Here is a 21,117-nt window from a genome sequence, read left to right as displayed (position 1 = left end):
ATAAAAATCATTGAGAAACCTCGTAATGCTTATACAAAACATCACTATAAGTGGTTATATTTATTTAGAAAATAGTCACCAACTATTCAAGCAAAAAAAGTCCCGTGAAATTCACAGGACTTTGTATTAATATTATCATTCTGGTCTTACCAGATTTTCACTCTTTCTTCTGGTTTTTTGTAAAGCTTGTCGCCTTGCTTCACATCGAATGCTTTGTAGAAAGCTTCCGTATTCACCAAAGGCCCAAAACTTCTGAAGAATCCCGGAGAGTGCGGATCCGTCTTCACCTGGTTGCTTAAATATTTCTCCGTTGATAGAGTTCTCCAAACAGTTGCCCAGCTTAAGAAGAACCTTTGATCTGGAGAATAGCCATCTATTTTACCTGGGTTCCCTTTATCTTTCAGATACATTTGCAATGCATCATAAGCGATATTAACCCCACCAAGATCGGCAATATTCTCACCATTGGTGAAAGTTCCATTCACGTGTACATCTTTTACTGGTTCGTAAGTATCGTACTGAGCTGCTAAGCTTTTGGTAGCTTTCTCGAAGTTGGCTTTATCCTCTGCAGTCCACCAATCTTTTAGGTTTCCATCACCGTCAAACTGAGCACCACTATCATCAAAACCATGCGTCATCTCGTGACCAATTACAGCTCCTATCCCACCGAAGTTAACTGCAGCGTCTGCATTAGGATTAAAGAAAGGAGGCTGTAAGATTGCCGCTGGGAAAACAATCTCGTTATTCACCGGATTGTAATAAGCATTCACAGTCTGTGGAGACATCCCCCATTCTGCTTTATCCACTGGCTTTCCTATTTTTTCTAATTCTTTAGCATATTGCCAACTAGAAACATTTTGAAGATTAGCGTAAAGTGTTCCGCCATCTTTCTCAGATTTCAGCGTCAGTTTAGAATAATCTTTCCAAGTATCTGGATAAGCAATCTTAACTGTGAATTTATTTAGTTTTTCTAATGCCTTAGCCTTAGTTACCGGAGACATCCAAGTCAATCCGTTAATGTGAACAGCAAAGCTTTTCTTAAGATAATCTACATAAGTCAACATCTGCGCCTTAGCTTCTGGTGTGAAATATTTATCAACATAAACCTTTCCAAAAGCTTCCCCAACAACACCATTAATCAAACCAAGCGCTCTCTTGTTAAGCGCTCTCTGCTCTTGCTGACCTTGAAGATACTTGCTGTAGAAGTTGAATCTCATATCATCCAGTTTTTGATCCAGATAACCGGCACTTCCTGAAACTAAATTATACTTCAAATAATCCTTTAGCAAAGGGATATTTTTCTCAGTAAGGAAGGTATCCAGTTTTTTATAATAACCTAGTTCCCCAATGATTACTTTATCTGTCTTCACACCTACCGCTGCGAGATATTTTGGAAGATCAACATTCTTTACCAATGCTTTTAGTTCTGGTAAAGTTTTAGGATTGTATTGTAAATTAGAATCGCGGATCTGCTCGTTTGACAATAATGTTGATGCGATTTGCTTTTCAAAAGCTACAATTTGAGCCGCTACAACATCAGCATTTTTGTAACCAACCTCTGTAAGAACCTGAGCTACATATTTTTTGTATTCCTCGATAGTTTCTGCATTCTTAGGAGATTCTTTCTGGTAATAATCTCTACCAAGTCCCAAAGACGCATCACCAAGGTAAACTGCGTTCATCTTAGAGTTTTTAAGATCGCCATCTACCCCCCAAGCGTATAAAGAATTATCTCCTCTTTTGGTTGCATCTATAAGATACTTTTGAAGATCTGCAAGATTCTTAATCGCATCAATCTTAGCAAGATCACCTTTTATAGGATTAAGACCATCTGCATTACGCTTATTCATATCCATATAAGTCTGATAAAGCGCTTGTATCTTCTGCCCTTCGGAACCGTTTTCGTATTTTTCTTTCAGAATGCTATCCAAAAGCCCAAGAGAATTGTTGTCTGTAGTTTCTCTCAACTGAGTGAAAGAACCCCAGCTTGGTTTGTCTGCAGGAATCTTGGCAGTTTTCATCCAAGTTCCATTGACATAGTTATAAAAATCATCCTGAGGACGAACAGAAGTATCCATATAATTAAGCTCCAAAGCTTGTTGCTTAGACTGAGCAGAAATATTACTTACAAAAGAAGCCAACATTAATGCTGTAATAGAGATCTTTTTCATTTTTTGATAAAAATATTTGTTCTATTTGTAGTTTTAAAATCGAATTTGTTACAAATTCACTTTAAAAAAATTAAAGGTTTAAAATTAAGGCTTATTGTCATAAATCTTTTATAAACCTATTAATAATTAAAGCTTTAAACCAAAATAATTTCCACTAAATTATTTATTTAAATTAATTGATTAGATATATATGATTTTAATATATAGAATGATATTTTTACAACTTAATTCACTACAAATCTTACACAGATGCATCATAATTTATTATTGATACTAGCCTTGTTGTTTTCAGTTTTCATGATGGTAATGGTTACCAAAAAATGAAAATAGCCTATCCCATATTCTTGGTTATTACTGGATTAGCAATCAGTTTACTCCCCGGAATCCCAGAAGTAGAACTAGATCCAGAATTAGTATTTCTACTCTTCCTCTAATTTCTAAAAATGTTCTGCGATACTGTCCCAAATCAATTGCAAATATTATTTCAAAACATTCTGCAATATCTTTTAAATCAGCTGTTCCGTAGTTTAATACCCCCTTCGGAATGGAGCGCATACATCAATTCTATTAATGAAACTTTAGGAGCTGTCCATTTTAGAGCCAAGTGTGTTGTGAATTGTTATCGGTATATTTTTTATAGAGTTCCGCTAATTCATTTTCCAGATAAACCTGTAATTGGTCATTGGTAATGATTTTTGCTACTTTATAATCATATGAAGTATTAAAAGAATGATCGGATTCAAAAAAAATAAGTCTCTAAATTTAGTTTATGTCATATTTACCCCGAACAAAATAATATTGGTCTAAATAACTGCTTCCTGTCCTGTAATATTTATAGAAGTCCAGATTGTTTTCAAAATAAATTTTGAGTTTGGCTAATTGGTTCTCATAATATTTCCGGATAATTTTTTCTCCTCCGTTTGGTTTTTTTGTTTCAATTTTCAACACGGAATTATGATAAATGAGCTTTGAAAGTATCTGTGGTTTCAGCTCTTTGAAAAACAAAATTTCCTCCTGTTCGTTTTTGAATGTTCTTTGAAGCACAAAATCCCTTAATGCAGATAAGCTTTTTAGCTCCAGCTTTATGCTTTCTTCGGATAAAACAATAGGATTGTCTATTTCTAAATTAAGATCAGAAATTTTCCCTTCTAGCGATTCAATTATTTCATAGTATCTCGTTAACATTTTATAACATTTTATAATATTTCAAAGATTATATCTTATATTACATTCAAAAAAAGTGGAGGTAAGCCTCCACTTTTATATCATAAATAATTAAATTTTCTATATGGAAAAAAATTATTACTTAACAATAATTTTTGCAGAATAACTGTCACTATTACTGTCAATTTTCAAGATATATGTTCCAGTTTTCAAAGCAGTTGTGTCAATTTGATTATTTATAATAGTGGAACTGATGATTTTCTTACCATCAAAATTGAAAATATCCGCACGACTGTTGTCGAAACCAGTTGGAGATTGTATGAAAATTCTGCCACTAGAAGGATTTGGGTAAACGGATAAAACTTTTCCTTTTATATTATTTACAGCAAGAATCAATCCTGGAGTTATCGTAACCTTGTTGGCTGTCGGATTTACAACAACCGTATAATTACCAGATGACGTGATTTGCCACTTGTAATCTACAGCACCACCCGTTACAATCTGCGCAGCAGTATTTGAAAAACTTTGATGATTAGATAATGGCATATAGAAACTACCATTAAAATCATTGAAAGCTCCCATAAAGATTTTAAATTCGCCGGCACTGAAACTTCCCTGATAATAATATTCCGAAGAATTGTTTGGATTTTGGGTAAACTTCTGATCAATAACACTATCCATACTCCAGCCTCCTGGAGTAGCATCACCGATAGTCCAGAAATTTTTGTAGGAAGCTGTAGTTGAGGTTTGCTGCACATTAATGCTCATCGTGTTAAGATTTACCGTAACATCAAACTGCGCTAGTGCGCTTACAGACCCCTGATTGTCTGCTCCGTTTTTCAGAACTTTGGTCGCATCATTAGGGTCTTTCACATAAAAATCCTGACACCAACAAGAGTTCTGATTATTCGCAAACTTATAAGCCCCTGCAAACAATGGTCCGGAATATTTGTAAACACCGCTGGAAACGGTTTCCAAAGCCAAAGCCTTTTCTATATGCCAGCCAATTGGTGTAGCATTTCCGACAATATACAAAGTTGATGGCAACTGTGCCAACGAAAATCCTGCATTTACAAACAGGAAAACGAAAAAAAGAATTTTTGTTTTCATAATTTGTATGTTAAAAATGAGTTTTCATAGTTTTTGTTACAAGGTTTCTAAACCTTTCAGTTCCGCTTTATCTTTTACCGGAATAATACTGATGGCATAACCTCCGCCAGGAACAGAAAGTTGCTCTAATTTTGATTTGCTAGTTACCACCACTTTTCGGATGCTGTAAGCCTGTGTATTTTTAAGATAATCAGCATCTTTTGCATCAGAATAAATCGTTGCAATGTATTGTTTGCCTTTATCCAAGAAGTCAAAAGAAATTTTTGATTTGAAAGGCTTGTAACCAGAAACATTACCTACAAACCATTTGTCTGTGCCTTTTGCTTTTCTTGCAACGGTAATATATTGTCCCGGCTCAGCTTCCAGATATTTGCTATCATCCCAATCTACCGCCACATCTTTGATAAACTGGAAAGCATCCGGGAATTTCTCATAATTCTCTGGGAAATCTGCCGCCATTTGCAACGGACTGTACATTGTTACATACAAAGCCAATTGGTTGGCAATCGTCGCATTAACGTGGGAACCATTGGTTACGTCCATCTGGAAAATCCCAGGTGTATAATCCATTGGTCCACCAATTAATCTTGTGAAAGGCAAAATAGCTGTGTGGTTCGGATTGTTTCTGTCGTTACCAAACGCTTGGTATTCTGTACCTCTTGCAGATTCATTTCCAATAAGGTTTGGATAAGTTCTGGCAATACCAGTTGGACGAACCGCTTCGTGAGCATTAACCATAATTTTATAATCTGCCGCTTTTTCTATGGCATACTGGTAATGGTTGTTTGTCCATTGGCTGTAATGTGTTTCACCTACAGGCAGGATGTTTCCAACATAACCACTTTTCACCGCATCATAGCCGTATTTGTTCATCAGTTTGTAAGCTGCATCCATATGGCGTTCGTAGTTTCTGATAGATCCGGAAGTCTCGTGGTGCATAATCAGTTTCACCCCTTTTGAATGAGCATAGGCATTCAATGCAACGATGTCAAAATCAGGATATGGTGTTACGAAATCAAATACATAATCTTTGTCATTACCAAACCAGTCTTCCCAACCGATGTTCCAGCCTTCCACCAAAACAGCATCAAAACCGTTTTTCGCCGCAAAATCGATATATCGTCTTACATTGGCATTGTTTGCACCATGTTTCCCGTTTGGTTTGGCATTGGAATAATCGGTAACGCCTAATTGTACAGACGGAAACTCATCTGTGTAAGACCAACTGCTTTTCCCGGAAATCATTTCCCACCAAACACCTACATATTTGGTTGGTTTGATCCAAGATGTGTTTTCAATTTTGCTTGGGTCATTTAGGTTATAAGTCATTTTAGAAGCCAAAATATTTCTTGCATCATCGCTTACGATAATGGTTCTCCATGGTGTGTGGCGTGGTGCCCGCATTTTACCTTTGTCTCCATGAGAATCAGGCGTTAACCAAGATTCGAAAACAAAGTTTTTATCATCCAAATTAAGGTGCATACAAGAATAATCGATCAAAGCAGCCTCGTGAAGATTGATGTAAACACCGTCTTTGGTTTTCAGCATCAAAGAAGTCTGAACACCTGTTGGCGAAAAAGAAGTCTGAGAAACATTTCCTTTTTCATAAGATTTTGCCATCAAACCTCGGATCTCAGAAAGTTTGGACGTTGTATAATTATATTCCTGGGTATCATAATCGCCCGGAATCCAGTAAGCTGTGTGGTCGCCCGTCATCGCAAACTGTGTTTTCTCTTCTTTTATGGTAAAGTAAACCAGATTTTTTTGCTGAGGAAACTCGTAACGGAAACCCAATCCGTCATCAAACAAACGGAAACGGACATCCAACAATCGGTCTGTACCAGATTGTTTCAGGCTAACAACCAATTCGTTGTAGTGGTTTCTTATATTTTTGGTTTCTCCCCAAACCGGTTGCCAGGTTTCATCAAACTTTGCAGTCTTGGAACCTATTACGGTAAAATTATTGTTCAAAAAATTACGGGCATCATTTGCAGCAGCATCTTTGGTTTTCAGCTCAAAGCCCAATTTACTCGGTTTAATGATTTCTTTACTCTTATACTTAAGTTGATAGGTAGGGAAACCTCCATTCTGAATAGAAAAATTCATCACAAATTTTCCGTCTGGAGATTGGAGCTGTTGTGCAAAAACAAGGCTTACAAAACTTAATGTAATAAGCAATAATAATTTCTTCATTTTCTATTAATTATTTATTTTAATATTTATTTTTTTTCTTTGATCTGGTGTTTTCACCAGCAATTTTTTCCCATTTTCATCCCAGCTCCATTGTTGTGAGAAATCAGTCTCTGTATTCAATTTTTCTGTAGGAACCAATGTTACTGCATTTCCGTTGATAAAAACCGAAGTTGGCTTTTTATCCGTAAGGATGCTCAATACAAAATTTCTTTTATCGGATTGATGAAAACCTTTATCTTCAGGTGAAATATCGATGTTAAATCCATTTGCAACAGTCGAACAGATTATATGCGTTAACGAAAAAATATCTTTCAGATAATCCTGATTTTCGCCTTCGTCTTCGTATAGCGTAAAACTGGCTTTTTCATCTTCATAATTGGGAAAAATATGAAAGGTTACAGGATAATCTTTTTTCTCTCCAATGTATTGCATAATAGGCATCATCGGAACGATTGATCCTTTCTTCACAAAAATAGGGATGGTATTGAGCGGTGCTTTGTAAGGTAATTTTTCACCACCCAGATATTCGGTTTTTTTATCATTAAAATCAATCCATTCGCCATCCGGGAAATAAACCCGTTTTACACGTTCGCCTTTTTTGAGAACAGGCGCCACAAGAATCTCTTCTCCAAACATAAACTGATTGTCGATTTTTGTGGCTTCCAAATCTTTAGGATATTCCATAAAAAGACCTCTGGTAATCGGCAAGCCGGTGTCGTGTGCTTTTCTGGAATAGGTGTATAAATAAGGGAACAGTTGGTATTTTAACTCGATGGCGGCTTTGGTATTTTTCTCTGCCACTTCGCCAAACATCCAAGGTTCTACCGCATTATCGCCCTCGTGATGGGCACGGCTTAGCGGACAAAATATGCCAAACTGCATCCATCTTGTATAGAGTTCTGCCATTGCAGGATAATCTGTGATATCGCCACAATATCCGGAGATATCGGTTGTCCAGAACGGGATTCCGCCCAATCCCGCAGAAATTCCTACTGCAACTTGATTTTCCATCTGAGACCAGCCATCCAGAACGTCATTGCCGTTTCCGCTGTCATTGGTCCAACCAAATGTGTAACGTTGCAAACCGGCATAGGCAGAACGTGTCATCTGGAAAATACGTTTGTTGGGATTTCTTTTATCAAACTGTTCTTTTACCACTTTGTCCCAAGTCAATCCAAAAACATTATGGATCTCATCGTGCATCCCAAGATGGTGCTTCATATTGAGTCGGTCGGTATCTTCTTCATTGCTCCAGGCCGGTTCGCCCATATCTGTCCAAAAACCGCTGATGCCGTCATCCAATGGTTTTTGCTGATATTTTCCCCACCAATCTGCCACTTCAGGAAGTGTAAAATCTACAACACCACAGTTTCCACCCCAAGGCCACGGCATTTCGTAGGCTTTGTTGGTACGGATATCTTTTACAAAATAACCCAATTTGTCGGCTTCTGTCCATTGTTTATTGCCTTTTTGAGAAATAACAGGATCTTGGGAAACAATCATTTTGAAACCATTTGATTTCAATTTTTTCAGCATTCCTTTTGGATCTTTGTAATTGTCTTTTCGCCAGTCAAAATCCTGAAGATTCTGCGTCCAGCCGATGTCTTGATAAATAATATCAATAGGAATCCTGCGTTTACGGAATTCTGCTGACACTTCCAGCGCCTGATCTTCTCTGGTGTACAATCCACGGCTTTGTGCAAAACCAAGTGCCCATTTTGGAGGCATTATCGGTTTTCCCGTTAGCGTAATATATTGTTTCTGAATATCTTTATAATCTTTCCCGAAAATAAAATAATAGACAAATGCGCCATTAGGAGCTTCGAAGGAGTAATAATCATCTGATTCTGTCCCGAATTTGAATTCGCTTTTATAGGTATTATCCAGGAAAATCCCGTAATTATAACTGCTCATAAAAAACGGAATACTCTTGGCAATCGGATCTTCTGTGGTAGAGTAACAAGGTTTGTCACTATTCCACATTTTATAATTTTTCCCTCTTCTGTTAAGTGTTCCTGTTTTCTCGCCCAAACCAAAAAACTGCTCATCACTTCTGAGATTTTTATAGGACTTTACACCTTTCCCGTTTGGGACATTTCCTTTGTCGTTATAATCGCTGAAAACCAGTTTCTGATATTTGTCGAAAATCTGGAGTTGCATCGGATTTTTGTTGACACGGATTCTTAGTTTTGAGGTAAAGATCTCGTAGGCAGAAGGTTCTTCATTCACTGATATATCGCCGACATTTTCCAACTGATCATTTACGATCGCAAAAGATGGATTCTGACGTGAGAATTTGCCCGACTGGTCAAACCAAACTTTCACAACAGAACTGCTGTTGATTGTTAATGATAATTTTGAACCGTCTTTGCAATTAAAAGTGACTTCATTCCTTTTTTTTGTAAACGAGGTGATCTCGCCAGCAAACAGTATTGAAGAAAAAAGCAGTCCGATGAAAAGAAAAAGTTGTTGTGTAACTTTCATTTTACTTTTAATTTTTTAATTTATTTTTTTTGAGCAATAATCTCCCGAGACACTTCCAATTTTTAAAAAAAATCAGAGGTATCATAATATCTTAAAAATCACACGGCAAAAATTGCCGCGCGATTAATTGATATGAAAAAAAATTATTGAATGCTTAGTGTATTGGTATCCAGATTAAGTGTAATAGTGTGGTTACCAGCTTGCGCAGCTGTCACCTTCCATTTAAAATCTGTTGCATCACCGCCGGCACATTTTACTCTCTCTTGGAAACTTGTATTAGAAATGCTTTGATCTGCAACTACACCAACCAATTCTGTCCCATCACACCAAGTGGTATTGAATTTGGTAAATTTGAAAGAACCAGCAGTAAGGTTACCTGTCCAAGTGTAAACGCTTCCGTTTTTCTGCATTGGTGTGAGTGTACCCATATTCCATCCATTTGGAGTAGCATCTCCGATTATATATACATTAATAGGTTCAAATTTTATGGTATTGTTTGCTGTGTTAAGTGTAATTAGATATCTTCCTGCAGCTGCAGCATTGACTTTCCATTTATTGTCGACGGTACAGCCGGAATTTTGAGCTACTCCCGTTGCCATAAGATCCTGATTGTCTACCAGCGGACGATACCATTCTCCGCACCACTCTCCTTTTGTACCCGTTAAGAATTTGAAGTTTCCTTCTTTAAGAGAACATTCTAAAGTGAAAATAAATGGATTACTTGTATCCTGTTTTAAAGCAACAGGGTTATCAACATCCCAACCACTTGGTGATGCGTCACCTACAATCCAAATATCACTGAACTGAGGACCATTCATTTGTTCTATTTTAATGCTTAGTGTCAGTACGTTTACTGTAATTCTATATAAGCTTGCATTATCAACAGTCCATTGCAAATCTGTACCGCTTCCGCCTACGTTGTAAACCATTTTGGTCTCATCATTAGCATCTTTGGTATAGAAATCTTGACACCAGCAACTCTCCTGAGTGGTAGCAAACTTGAAGTTTCCAGCTTTCAACTGTCCATAATAAACAAACTCTGCTGGGTTACTTGTACTTTTTGTAAGTGCTGTAGCTTTTGTAATATCCCAACCATTCGGAGATGCATCACCAACAATGTATAAGGTATTGGTAAATGGTTTAAAAGGTTTAAGTGTAAAATCTACAACTGCAGACTGAGACTGTACCGAAGCATCTGCAAATGTAGCAGTCACTCTAGCCTGCATAGCGATATCTGTTCCTGGAGTTGCTCCATAAGTGTCAATCAGCAAAGTATTAAGATCGCTGATTACGATATCATGAGAGTAGATGTTTTTCCCTATATCATAAGACTGTGGATTAGAAAAATTATTTTCTTTTTTATCAATTTCCAATTTATAAGAAATTGCAGAGCTTGTGCCATGATTGTTAGCCGGAGTCCAGCTAAAATTGAATTTTGAGTTATACATTGATGGCAGCAACTCACTGATTTCCGAAGTCTTCACAGACAATTCGCTGAGTTCAAACTCTTCTGAAGCCAGCTCTTCCCGACAGGCAAAGATGCCAAGGAACATAAGAGGAACAATCCAAAATAACTTTTTGCTCCAATTTTTTATGTTAGATTTTGTTTTCATAATTCAGGATAATCTTTTTATTAATAGCCAGGATTTTGTGTAAGATTAGGGTTTCTGTCTCTTTCTATCTGAGGAATCGGAAGAAGCAAATGCTTGGTAGTAGCGTTGGTTTTCCCAATTGAATGTAAGAAGTCTAAACCATATTGTCCGTTGTTTGTACGTACAAGGTCAAACCATCTTTGTCCCTCGAAAGCCAACTCCATCCTTCTCTCGTGTAATACTTTGTCACGGAATGCGGCTTGTGAAAGTCCGGAAATTAGATTTGCCAATCCAGCTCTTGTTCTCACAGCGTTGATGGGAACCAATGCAAGCGAAGTCTGTCCCAGCTCATTAAGCGCTTCGGCTTTCATCAACAACACTTCCGAATAACGCATTATTGGGAAATTAAGCGGACTGTTGTCGTAAGACGGGAATGCAGATAAAGGCACAAGGAATTTTCTTACATTATATCCTGTGAGGGAATAGCTGGCTTTGTATTCTTTACCATCATAATCCGGACAACCCTGATAGAAAACAGTTTTGTCTTTTCTTTTGTCTCCAGCTTCGTAACTGTCAACAAATTCTTGCGTTGGCTGATTCCAGCCCCAGCCTCCGCCAACAAAATTTGCACCACGAGGTCCCATAAATGTACTGGTCCAAGAAGCCTGATTTTCATTGCTCCAGAAATCGTATCCACCATCAGAAGCGTACTGAACTTCGAAAAGGGATTCTATTCCGTTTTCTGTATTAACATTAAAATTATCAGAATAATCTGCATTCAGTGCATAGCCCATTCCTTCTAATTGGTTGGTAAGGTCTACAACTTTTTGCCAGTTTCCTAAGGTTAGGTTTACTTTTGCCAATGCGCCAATTGCTGCACCTTTGCTTGCTCTTCCTTTATCAGCCTCACCATACTGTTGTTTTGTTGGTAATAACTGGATCGCTTTTTCTAAATCGGAAACAATCAGGTTATAAATATCTGCTTTTGGTGCTCTTGCCGGATAAAGATCTCCGTTCACATCCTGAGGCTCTGTTACCAAAGGAACATCACCAAAAAATCTTACTAAAATGAAGTAATAATGTGCTCTTAGGAAATAAGCTTCTCCCAAACATTTGTTTCTGACCGCATCGTCAATATTTAAAGTTGAAGCTGTTTTGATGATAATATTAGTAGATAAAATCCCTGGCCATGGCCCTCTCCAAAGGTCTAAAACGCCTTGGTTATCCGTACTTGTAACAAAATTTGAAAGTTGTGTGGTTTCTATCCCATCATCGCCACTTCCAGCTCCTACAATACTGTTCCCAGCGAAGATATCGCTTGTCCACATTCTCATATTATAAAGTTTAGGACGTTGTAATGGCTGATAAGCTCCATTTACTAAAGTGATAAGTTCTTCTCCTGTTTTCGGATAGTTGCTAGTGTTAATTGTATCTGGCTGAGTTTTGTCAAGAAAATCGTCACTACAGTTTACAGCAGTAAGTGCGATGAGTGCGAAGATTGCTATTTTAATCTTTTTCATTATTTTATTTTTTTTAAAATCCTACATTAAGTCCCAAAGAAACAGTTCTTGTAATAGGGTAAGTACCGTTGTCTATGCCATTAACTGGAACTTCTGGATCGAAGCCTGTATATTTGGTCCACGTCACAAGATTCTGTGCAGAAACAAATATTTTGATTAAACTGAAATTCTGACCAAAGGCACCTTTAGGAAGAGTGTAGCTCAAATTAATATTTTTGATCTTGATGTATGATCCATCTTCGATATACCTATCACTAACTCTAGAGTTTTGATTTGGATCTCCATAGATTGCTCTTGGCATACTGTTGCTAGTGCCCTCTCCTGTCCATCTTCCTAGTACAGACGCGTTTTGATTATTAATTACAGACATAGATTCTGTATACATTCTATTGGCGTTGAAGATATCGTTACCATAACTACCTTGTAGGAAAATAGTTAAATCAAAATTTTTGTATGTAAAAGTATTGTTAAGTGAGAATGTGAATTTTGGATTCGGATTCCCAATAATCGTACGGTCTTTGTCATTGATAACACCATCGTTATTCAAATCTTTGTATCTGATATCACCAGGAGCTGTACTTGTAGCAGAATTGCTTCCTGGTTGTTGTACAGCATGAACATTCACTTCGGTCTGATTTTGGAAAATCCCATCCGTAACATAACCATAGAAAATATTAACAGGATAACCGTTCTGGATCTGTCCAATGGTGCTATTAAGCCCACCACTTGCTGTGATAATCGGTGTCTCACTATTGATGCTTTCTACATTATTTTTGTTATAAGAAAAGACAACATCTGTAGACCATTTGAAGTTTTCTCCAACAAAATTTTTGGTAGATAACGTGGCCTCAATCCCTTTGTTCTGGATTTTACCAGCATTGATTGACGGAACATACACATCAGAATATCCGGAGGTTACCGGTACCGACATTGGTACGAGCATATCATTGGTGTTCTTGATATACCCATCTACAATCAAACTAATTCTGTTGTTGAACATATCTAGGTCAAAACCGGCGTTATACTGTTCTTGTCCTTCCCATTTTACGTTCGGATTTGGTAAAACGGTTGGTAAAACCGCACTTACATAAGTATTATTGAAATTGTACAGATATGTATTGTATGACGATGAGAATGAGTAATTACCAATCTCCTGATTTCCCGTTATACCATAACCTAACCTTAGTTTTAAGTTATTGATGGTTTTAGAATCTTTAAGGAAATTTTCATTAGAAATTCTCCAAGCTAAAGCTGCTGATGGAAACCATCCCCATCTATTATCTACTCCAAATCTTGAAGATCCATCTCTACGTATAGTTCCTGTTAAATAATATTTATTTGAAAAACTATAGTTTACACGTCCTAGGTATGACATAATTGCCCACTCAGATGCGTTCCCGTGTTGCACTGGTTGCAAGATACCGTTATCTATCTGCTGTGTACTTTCGCTAGGGAATTTTTGTACCGATGCACTTAGATAATTAAATTGATTATTCTGAGCACTGCTTCCTACAACGGCATTGATATGATGTTCACCAAAATTTTTGTCATAAGTCAAGGTATTATCCCAAAGCAAAGTAATACTTCTGTTAGAACCTTCTGAAAGGTAAGAATTCTCCTGAGATTTTACGCCCCAGTTGTATTTTGGAGACCAAGTTCTTGTATACCAAAGGTTCGCTTCCATACCACCTAAAGATTTAAATTTCAAATCTTTTATGATTTCAGCTTCGGCATACACGTTTCCTTGTATATTGTAACCTTTTGTAGAGTTTTCTACCATCGTTGCTTTCCCAATCGGATTATCTATATCTCCGTAAAGCATTGGATTACTTCCCGGGCCTGCCCATCCGCCATTTGCATCGTAAATAGGTCTTGTTGGTAAAGACAGTATTGCGCCTTTGATATCATAAGATCCACTTCTTTTAAGATCGTGTTGTAGTTTTACACTATTCCCGATTTTTAAGAAAGGTTTTATTTTGGTATCTCCGTTTAACTGAACAATATATCTGTCATAATTTGTATTGAGAACCACACCTTTTTGATTAAAATAACTTGTAGAAACATATAAGTTACTTTTTTCTGTACGATCTCCATATGACAAAGAATAATTTGACAGCAATGCCGGGCTGAAAAGCGCATCTACCCAATCCGTACCTTTTCCTAATGATGCGGGGTTTGCAAATTCCGGATTGGTAGACATCCCTGCATTGGTAAGCATTTCATTATTAAGCTGGGCATATTGCGATGCATCCAGAACTTTAATCATATTACTCACGCTTTGGATTCCGGTGAAGGTATCAAAATTAAGAATTCCACCTTTTGCACCTCTTTTTGTAGTAATTATTACAACTCCGTTCGCACCACGAGAACCATAGATGGCTGTGGATGATGCATCTTTCAGAATGTTAATAGATTCTACATCGCTCATATTAATTTGGTTAAGTCCACCATTAAGTGGCATCCCGTCAACTACGATCAGTGGGTTGTTGTTTTGGATAGTTCCTGTTCCACGGATACGAAAAGTAACATTACCCCCCGGCTCCCCGGAAGTGATCACATTAACACCGGAAGCTCTACCTTGTATCGCCTGCCCGATATCTGCAACAGGTTGGTTTTCTGCCTTCCCTAAATTGATTACAGATACTGAACCTGTCAGATCTTTTGCTTTTGCTTTACCATAACCGATTACTACAACCTCATCTATCTTCTGTTCTGCTTGTAACGTATCAGCAGTTCGCTGTGCATACAAATTCCCTGAAAAATAGACTGCTGCAATCGCAATGGTGCTTCTCAAAAATTTTGGTTTCATTTATAATTGGGGTTTTTATTTATTTGATTATAATTTTTTTTCCTACAATTCTGTTCTCCAGATTTACATTAAGAATATAATTCCCTTTTATCATTTTGGAAACATTAATCTCACATTGTTTACAATCTGTTTTTTGAGATTTGATCAATTTTCCTGTCATATCATATATTTCGTAGCTTCTAATAATTTCATTATCAGATGTGATAAAGATATTTTTATCCGCAGGATTAGGATAGATTGATAAAGGTTTTTTGCTGACATCATTTACAGCCAAAACGTTATAAACTTGATAACCTAAAGTCATATCATTGAAAAGGATATTATAATTGCCTGATGATGCTAAATTGAATTTGACATTAGGCGCACCACCTGTCGTAAGTTGTGCAAACCCAGTAGTTCCGTTGGCATTACCCCAATCGTCACCGGTCCAGTTAGATGTATTGGCAAACTTTAGTTCATGATCTCCAGCAGAGAAAGAAACATTACTTCTTGTCCAGATATCATTCTGAAGGGTCATCTGTTGCAAAGCCCAGTTATTAAAAGTTCCTCCTACATACATATTTTGCTGATGAGTTGGAGCAAATTGTATGTTATATTGAAGCGTCAGATCATTGAATTCTATGTTATAAGTACCCGGATTTACAATAGAAAATTTGATATTAACACCTCCACCAGTTGTTTGCTGCGCAGTTCCAGAAAGTCCGTTGGCATTGCCCCAATCCTGACCGCTAAAGTTGCTTGTGTTTGCAAATTTCAGCTCATGATTACCAGCAAGAAGAATTTGATTTTTTAATTTCCACACATTATTCTCCATTGTCATAGAATTCATACTCCAATTGTTATAAGTTCCTCCAACATAAATCTGGCTGTTATGCCCACCTGTAACATTAAAGCTCTGAAGTTGTGGTATAGCTGCACAGAAACCGTTTGCTCCGGATTGTTTTGCTTGAAGATAGACTGTTCCATTATAACCTGTCAATTGTACTTGATTGTTTACAATTTTTGCTGGTCCTGCGTTAACTTCATATGTAATAGCTTGTCCTGCAGATGATGTTGCAGATAGTGAGAATACAGGATCGTTTGCATTTTTATTAGGAATTGTTGGGAAGGTAATGGTTTGGCTGTTACAAGTTTCTGAAGAGTTTTTTATTAATTTCAGAATGACACAGCCGTGTGGCGGAACATTAACAGAAATACTGTTCATTTTTCCCAGATTAGCATGTTGCCAAAGATCTCTTACCATTATTTGCCCTGTAATCCCAAGTTGGTTGAGGAAGTTCATAGAGCGAACTTGAGGAGTTTTTTCTCTATTAAAAAATCCGATGATCCAATCTCCGTTGCTTAGCTGTCCTCTCCAAGTCTGGCTGCCAACATTATTTGGATCATTGCTAAGAGGTTTTCCTATGAATTTTACGGTATTCAGATCCAATAACTCAGAGTTCTGATACAACCAAAGATCATTACCAATCGTATCAAACTGATCTGCAATGGTAACAGGACCACCTGCTAAAATATTAAGAGATATCACACTTCTTTTTTCTGTATCGTTTGCAAAAGTGTTGATTCTGATAAAATCTCCGTCTAGTTGAACTTTATTATTTCCTGTAACTTGCGACCAATAAATGAATCCATCAAAAGCAGAATCATACTGAGACCAAGTTGGAAAATGTATCCCTCTGTTTACATCACTGAATCTATTCCAAGTACCTTCTAACGCATCAGAATTGATTCTGAATAGATGACCGTAAACTTTTTCAAGTTCAGCAACATTGGTAAGATTTGGCATTACCAAACTCAGATATACTCCATTGGCATCACAAGCTTCGCGCATCCATTTTAAAGCCTTTTCATACTGAGCTCTTGTTCTTTGTGGACCTACAGTTCCTAAGTTCCTATCATAACCAGTTTCAAACCAAGATAGAAAGTCTACACGCAGATATTTGATTCCCATATCCGCATAATATTTCACATATCCTTTTACATATTCTTCTGCACCTGGTCTGTCAACTTGTACCCATCGGAACCACATTGCATTTTCATTAGGATCTAGAAGTGATGATACATTAATATTAGTCCCTACAATCTTTTTTGTGGTATCATTAGCATCCACGTGCAGCCAAAGAGGATTCTCATACATCCCGAAAGTCATCCCTTTACCCTGGAGATATTGGGACCACCAGGCATAATCGTGCTGCCAATGAGAAGAATGGCTTTTTCTATAACCGTTTTCATTGATTTGGCTTGTATCTCCCCATCCGTCCATACACACCATATTGTAGCCATAGGATTTCAGGTTTTGCTCAAGCCAATTGATATTATCGGATAAAGCCTGCTCTGTAAGGTAATTGTCCTGAACGCCAGCCATCTCTCGCGTGATATGATATTCATAAGGATTCCAGTAGAGTGGTGCTTTATATGGATTTTGACAATAGCAAATGCCGGATAGAAAAAGTAGAAATATAAGAGAATACAAGCGTCTGAAAATGTTAGGCTGTTTCATAATATAAGGGAGATTAAAGTTATTATTAACAGTTTTTTAACTGAATGTTAATTAACTTTTGCTAATATATCTCGATTACATAACAAAAAATGCCTTTAACAGTCGCTGAAGATATTTAGGTAAATAAAAAAAGAGGATTTTAAAGTTTATTTAATTGAAATACAAAATATTACGTTTTAAAAAACAAATTAAAAAAGTAAATGTTAATGATAAGAAATTGAGCCAATCATCATAATTTTTTCTTCGAATTCATCATTTCCAACAACCGATTTTGTTTTCAATTTGCTCTTATAATTATAAATTGTTCTTAAAGAATATCTTAAAAAGTCAGAAATTTGTTGCGCATCATTAATGCCAAGTCGTATTAATGCAAAAATTCTAAGCTCCGTTTTCAGTATATTTGTAACATCATACCTTTCCTCCGGTTTCAGCAGTTTGTTAACTTCTTCTACAAAGTTTGGGTAGATTCTCAAAAATGCTTTATCAAAGCTTAGATAAAGCTCATCCAAATCCAGTTCAACATTTTTTTTATTATTTATCATTTCAGTCAACTTATCCACCTGACCAGCAGATAATCTTTTGGAAATCAATTTTTTATATTTTTCAAAACGTTCCAGATAGATAGAACACTGATTAATGAAAAATGCAACATATTCTTCCTTGATATGGTTAGCTTCATTCAGTTTGCCATTCATCATTTTGAGGTCTGTATTCATCAACGATAGCTCATTCCTGGAAGACGCGATTGTTTTCAGCTGCTTATAGATAAAAAACAAGGTAATAGCCAGTCCTAACAATAAAAAGCTGATGATAAAAACAGACCAGCGCAATTTGTTGTTTTGGGAATTGATCGTAAGAAGATAAGTATTCTCTATAATCGGCTGAACCTTGCTGATCTGAATGCTTCTGAAACGCGCATTATAAAAATTAGCATCCTGCAAAGCCGATTGGATGTAGATGTAAGCCCTTTCCGTTTCACCCTTTTTATACAAAATGCTTGCAAGATCCTGCATAGAACGGTTTTCTTTCGTAGAAGACTCTATATCGGATATTGCAGAATAGATAAGGCAGCTTTCCTGCGAATCCTGATTCCCAAGTTTTGCTTCTATTACTGCTTTACAATAGCTTCCTATCGCATACAGCCTAGTTCCGGGGTTTGTAGTTTTCAGGAACCGGTCGATATTGTCATTAGCAAGCTGCCATTGATTATTAATCCTGTTTTTATGGCTCAGAAAGAGATAATAAAACTGATTATCCGGTTTCAAACTTTTATAGGCATAATCGTAATAATTAACCAAATTTTTTTTATATCTAATTCCATGAGTATTATTATCACCGGTATAATCCAGCAGATTGGAATACAAGCATTCGTAAGCAGAATTATAAGAAAAACGTAAGTCTGAAGAAAGTTTTTCGGGATTGATCCTATCTAAAATCTCTTTTGATTCTACAAAAAGTCCGGTCGTAGAAAGCAATACAGATCTTTGAAGAAGATTTTTGTGTAGCCATCTGTTATTATTGTTTTTTAATGCTATTTGTCTATTTCTGTCCGAGTATAGATATGCAGAATCACATTGATATCCAAGATATTCTTCCGCTATCTGATAATTTACATCATAGGTAACGCTATCTGAATTCTTATTGGTTTTAAGCTTATCTTTCAGTTTTTGGATTGTTATTTTCTTCTTGTTCTCGTAATATTGTTTTTGTTTAATTTTTTTGTCTAAGCTACTCAGTAATCTTTCATTTACATTAATAGCAGAATTATTTTTTTGGCAGGAAATAGCTCCTAAAAAAAAGTAAAAAATAAAAAAACAGTTCCTTATTTTAAAGACTATCATAAAAGTTTTAATTCTATCTGCTAATTTATAAAAAGATTAAATTTAATGATGACATTCTATTTTTTATTATGAATAAAAATATTAGTTTAATTTTCGATTAGTAGTTTGAAATAATCTTAAAAATTCTACACCAATTTTTTCTTCAAAGTCAACATACCCTCACTTACTTTTTTATCTAAAATTTTTGCGTAATGCTGAGTGGTCTTAATACTTTTATGTCCAAGCATTTTGCTGACACTTTCAATAGGAACTCCATAGGAAAGAGTAACAGTAGTAGCAAATGTGTGACTTGCAATGTGAAATGTGAGTTCTTTTGTGATTTTACATAAATCTGCAATCTCTTTAAGATAAGCATTCATTTTCTGATTACTGAGCACAGGAAGAAGTTTTCCAGAAATAGTACACATCAGATGTTTTTCATATTTCTTAATGATATCTTCTGCAACCGGGAGCAAAGGTTTATGAGAAGCTATTTTTGTTTTTTGCCGTGCAGTAAAAATCCATTTATTACCGTCTATTCCGACTCCTATATTGTCTTTGGTAAGATTCCAAGCATCAATAAAAGATAGTCCTGTATAAAGCTGAAAAGAAATACATCGCGAACCAAAGCAATTCATTCTATTTTCAATTCTTTATTCTGCAAACGTGATAATTCTTCTTCATTCAAAAAACCTCTGTTTACCTCAACAAATTTGGAACTGTAGCCTGAAAAGGATTGTGAATCATCCATTTATTTGCCAACCATATTCTAATAATTTTACCGAAATTTTTGACGTACTTCACTGCGGAATTATTAGCACAGGATTTTTCTGTTTACAGGAAAAACTCAAAGTCATAAATGAAGACGTAGTCTATTTCTATAATCTCAATATCAGAAATATTAAATTTCCATTTCAGAAATTCCTTGATGGGGCTCAAACAGGTTTTATAACGTGTCAATGTCCCTTTTGCATATTCTTTTCCCAATAATGATTCCATTCTGTTGTTATGCTCCTGGAAGATAGGAATAAGCATTCTTGATTTTTCACCTTTGCCTAAGAGTTTTTATTTAGCATTCGCTTGTTACCGTTTCTTCATCCCTCATCAACAAGTGATAGGTATCATAAACTTTCTGTTAAAATGTTTTAAGATAAAAATTGAATGAGCGGATATCTTCTGAAGTTCCAATAACCTTCTGTGTCAAAGAATTCCATTTTGAAGGCTGAACCTTATGCTTCGTACTAATTTCAGAAATTTTCCCGTCTATGGTAATTCTTAAATAGACAGATGCTTCACCAGCCGAATCTATTTTGTTTTTTTTTCACATAGAAGAGTAAATTGAATGTCTTGTTCAGATGTCTTTATTTTAAAGTTAAAATTAAACAACTCAAAACATAGCGGGAATAGAACTCTATAAATAGCCTATTTAAAAGACCTTTCTGAATCTTTAGTGACCTTTTTTATGCTTTTTTAATGGGTCACTGAATAGGACACTTCCAGATTATATTTTTTAGCCCAATCTGAACTGACATAAAACAAAAAATGCTTTAAAACTTATATTTTAAAGCATTTTGAACGATTCTGTATTTACAGTTGCGATCCGGACGGGACTCGAACCCGCGACCTCCGCCGTGACAGGGCGGCATTCTAACCAGCTGAACTACCGGATCAATTTTTTGAAGATAAAATTGTAAATCTTTTGCGATCCGGACGGGACTCGAACCCGCGACCTCCGCCGTGACAGGGCGGCATTC

14 protein-coding genes, 1 tRNA gene and 1 pseudogene are annotated in these 21,117 nt (G+C 36.3%); all 16 read right to left on the bottom strand.

All coding sequences use genetic code 11. The annotated features are described in order from the left end of the window. Positions 1-146: 146 nt before the first annotated feature. The 16 genes and pseudogenes from RTY06_RS11600 to RTY06_RS11535 all read right to left on the bottom strand — a co-directional run bounded on the left by RTY06_RS11600 (position 147) and on the right by RTY06_RS11535 (position 21,033). Positions 147-2,171, bottom strand: coding sequence for a M13 family metallopeptidase (locus tag RTY06_RS11600; protein WP_312825043.1), 2,025 nt, complete (start codon positions 2,169-2,171; stop codon positions 147-149). Positions 2,172-2,537: 366 nt separating this feature from the next. Continuing rightward, the gene (locus RTY06_RS16225) at positions 2,538-2,726 is read right to left on the bottom strand and encodes an RteC domain-containing protein (protein ID WP_409450851.1); all 189 of its coding nucleotides are present in this window, start codon (positions 2,724-2,726) and stop codon (positions 2,538-2,540) included. Next, positions 2,683-2,775: an RteC domain-containing protein gene (locus tag RTY06_RS16220; RefSeq protein WP_409450850.1), complete on the bottom strand. Its 93-nt coding sequence runs from the start codon at positions 2,773-2,775 to the stop codon at positions 2,683-2,685. The genes RTY06_RS16225 and RTY06_RS16220 overlap by 44 nt, the downstream gene beginning before the upstream one ends. Next, positions 2,766-3,356 (bottom strand): annotated as a pseudogene (locus RTY06_RS11595) (RteC domain-containing protein). The gene RTY06_RS16220 and the pseudogene RTY06_RS11595 overlap by 10 nt, the downstream one beginning before the upstream one ends. A gap of 117 nt (positions 3,357-3,473) precedes the next feature. Then, entirely contained in the window at positions 3,474-4,445 is a 972-nt protein-coding gene (locus tag RTY06_RS11590) for a SusF/SusE family outer membrane protein (RefSeq protein WP_312825041.1), read from the bottom strand. A gap of 36 nt (positions 4,446-4,481) precedes the next feature. Continuing rightward, on the bottom strand, positions 4,482-6,638 hold the full coding sequence (locus RTY06_RS11585; protein ID WP_312825040.1) for a glycoside hydrolase family 97 protein: 2,157 nt from the start codon (positions 6,636-6,638) through the stop codon (positions 4,482-4,484). 6 nt (positions 6,639-6,644) lie between these two features. Next, positions 6,645-9,122, bottom strand: a complete 2,478-nt coding sequence (locus tag RTY06_RS11580; RefSeq protein ID WP_312825039.1) for a TIM-barrel domain-containing protein — start codon at positions 9,120-9,122, stop codon at positions 6,645-6,647. Between the two features lie 143 nt (positions 9,123-9,265). Beyond that, complete coding sequence (locus RTY06_RS11575) at positions 9,266-10,735, bottom strand: SusF/SusE family outer membrane protein (RefSeq protein ID WP_312825038.1); 1,470 nt, start codon at positions 10,733-10,735, stop codon at positions 9,266-9,268. A gap of 20 nt (positions 10,736-10,755) precedes the next feature. Next, on the bottom strand, positions 10,756-12,234 hold the full coding sequence (locus RTY06_RS11570; protein ID WP_312825037.1) for a RagB/SusD family nutrient uptake outer membrane protein: 1,479 nt from the start codon (positions 12,232-12,234) through the stop codon (positions 10,756-10,758). Positions 12,235-12,247: 13 nt separating this feature from the next. After that, positions 12,248-15,043, bottom strand: coding sequence for a TonB-dependent receptor (locus RTY06_RS11565; protein WP_312825036.1), 2,796 nt, complete (start codon positions 15,041-15,043; stop codon positions 12,248-12,250). 19 nt (positions 15,044-15,062) lie between these two features. Then, positions 15,063-17,543: a T9SS type A sorting domain-containing protein gene (locus RTY06_RS11560; protein ID WP_312825035.1), complete on the bottom strand. Its 2,481-nt coding sequence runs from the start codon at positions 17,541-17,543 to the stop codon at positions 15,063-15,065. A 203-nt stretch (positions 17,544-17,746) separates the two neighbouring features. After that, on the bottom strand, positions 17,747-19,384 hold the full coding sequence (locus RTY06_RS11555) for a DUF6377 domain-containing protein (protein ID WP_312825034.1): 1,638 nt from the start codon (positions 19,382-19,384) through the stop codon (positions 17,747-17,749). A gap of 125 nt (positions 19,385-19,509) precedes the next feature. Beyond that, positions 19,510-20,001, bottom strand: coding sequence for a site-specific integrase (locus RTY06_RS11550; protein WP_312825033.1), 492 nt, complete (start codon positions 19,999-20,001; stop codon positions 19,510-19,512). 196 nt (positions 20,002-20,197) lie between these two features. After that, positions 20,198-20,398 carry a phage integrase SAM-like domain-containing protein gene (locus tag RTY06_RS11545; protein WP_312825032.1) on the bottom strand — a complete coding sequence of 67 codons (201 nt, stop codon included), beginning with the start codon at positions 20,396-20,398 and terminating at the stop codon, positions 20,198-20,200. Positions 20,399-20,498: 100 nt separating this feature from the next. Further along, positions 20,499-20,630: a hypothetical protein gene (locus tag RTY06_RS11540; RefSeq protein WP_312825153.1), complete on the bottom strand. Its 132-nt coding sequence runs from the start codon at positions 20,628-20,630 to the stop codon at positions 20,499-20,501. 329 nt (positions 20,631-20,959) lie between these two features. Further along, positions 20,960-21,033: transfer RNA gene (locus RTY06_RS11535), tRNA-Asp, on the bottom strand. Positions 21,034-21,117: the final 84 nt, after the last annotated feature.

This window comes from Epilithonimonas sp., assembly GCF_032055105.1.
Classification (GTDB): domain Bacteria; phylum Bacteroidota; class Bacteroidia; order Flavobacteriales; family Weeksellaceae; genus Epilithonimonas.
This window is presented reverse-complemented; position numbering and strand designations above follow the sequence as displayed.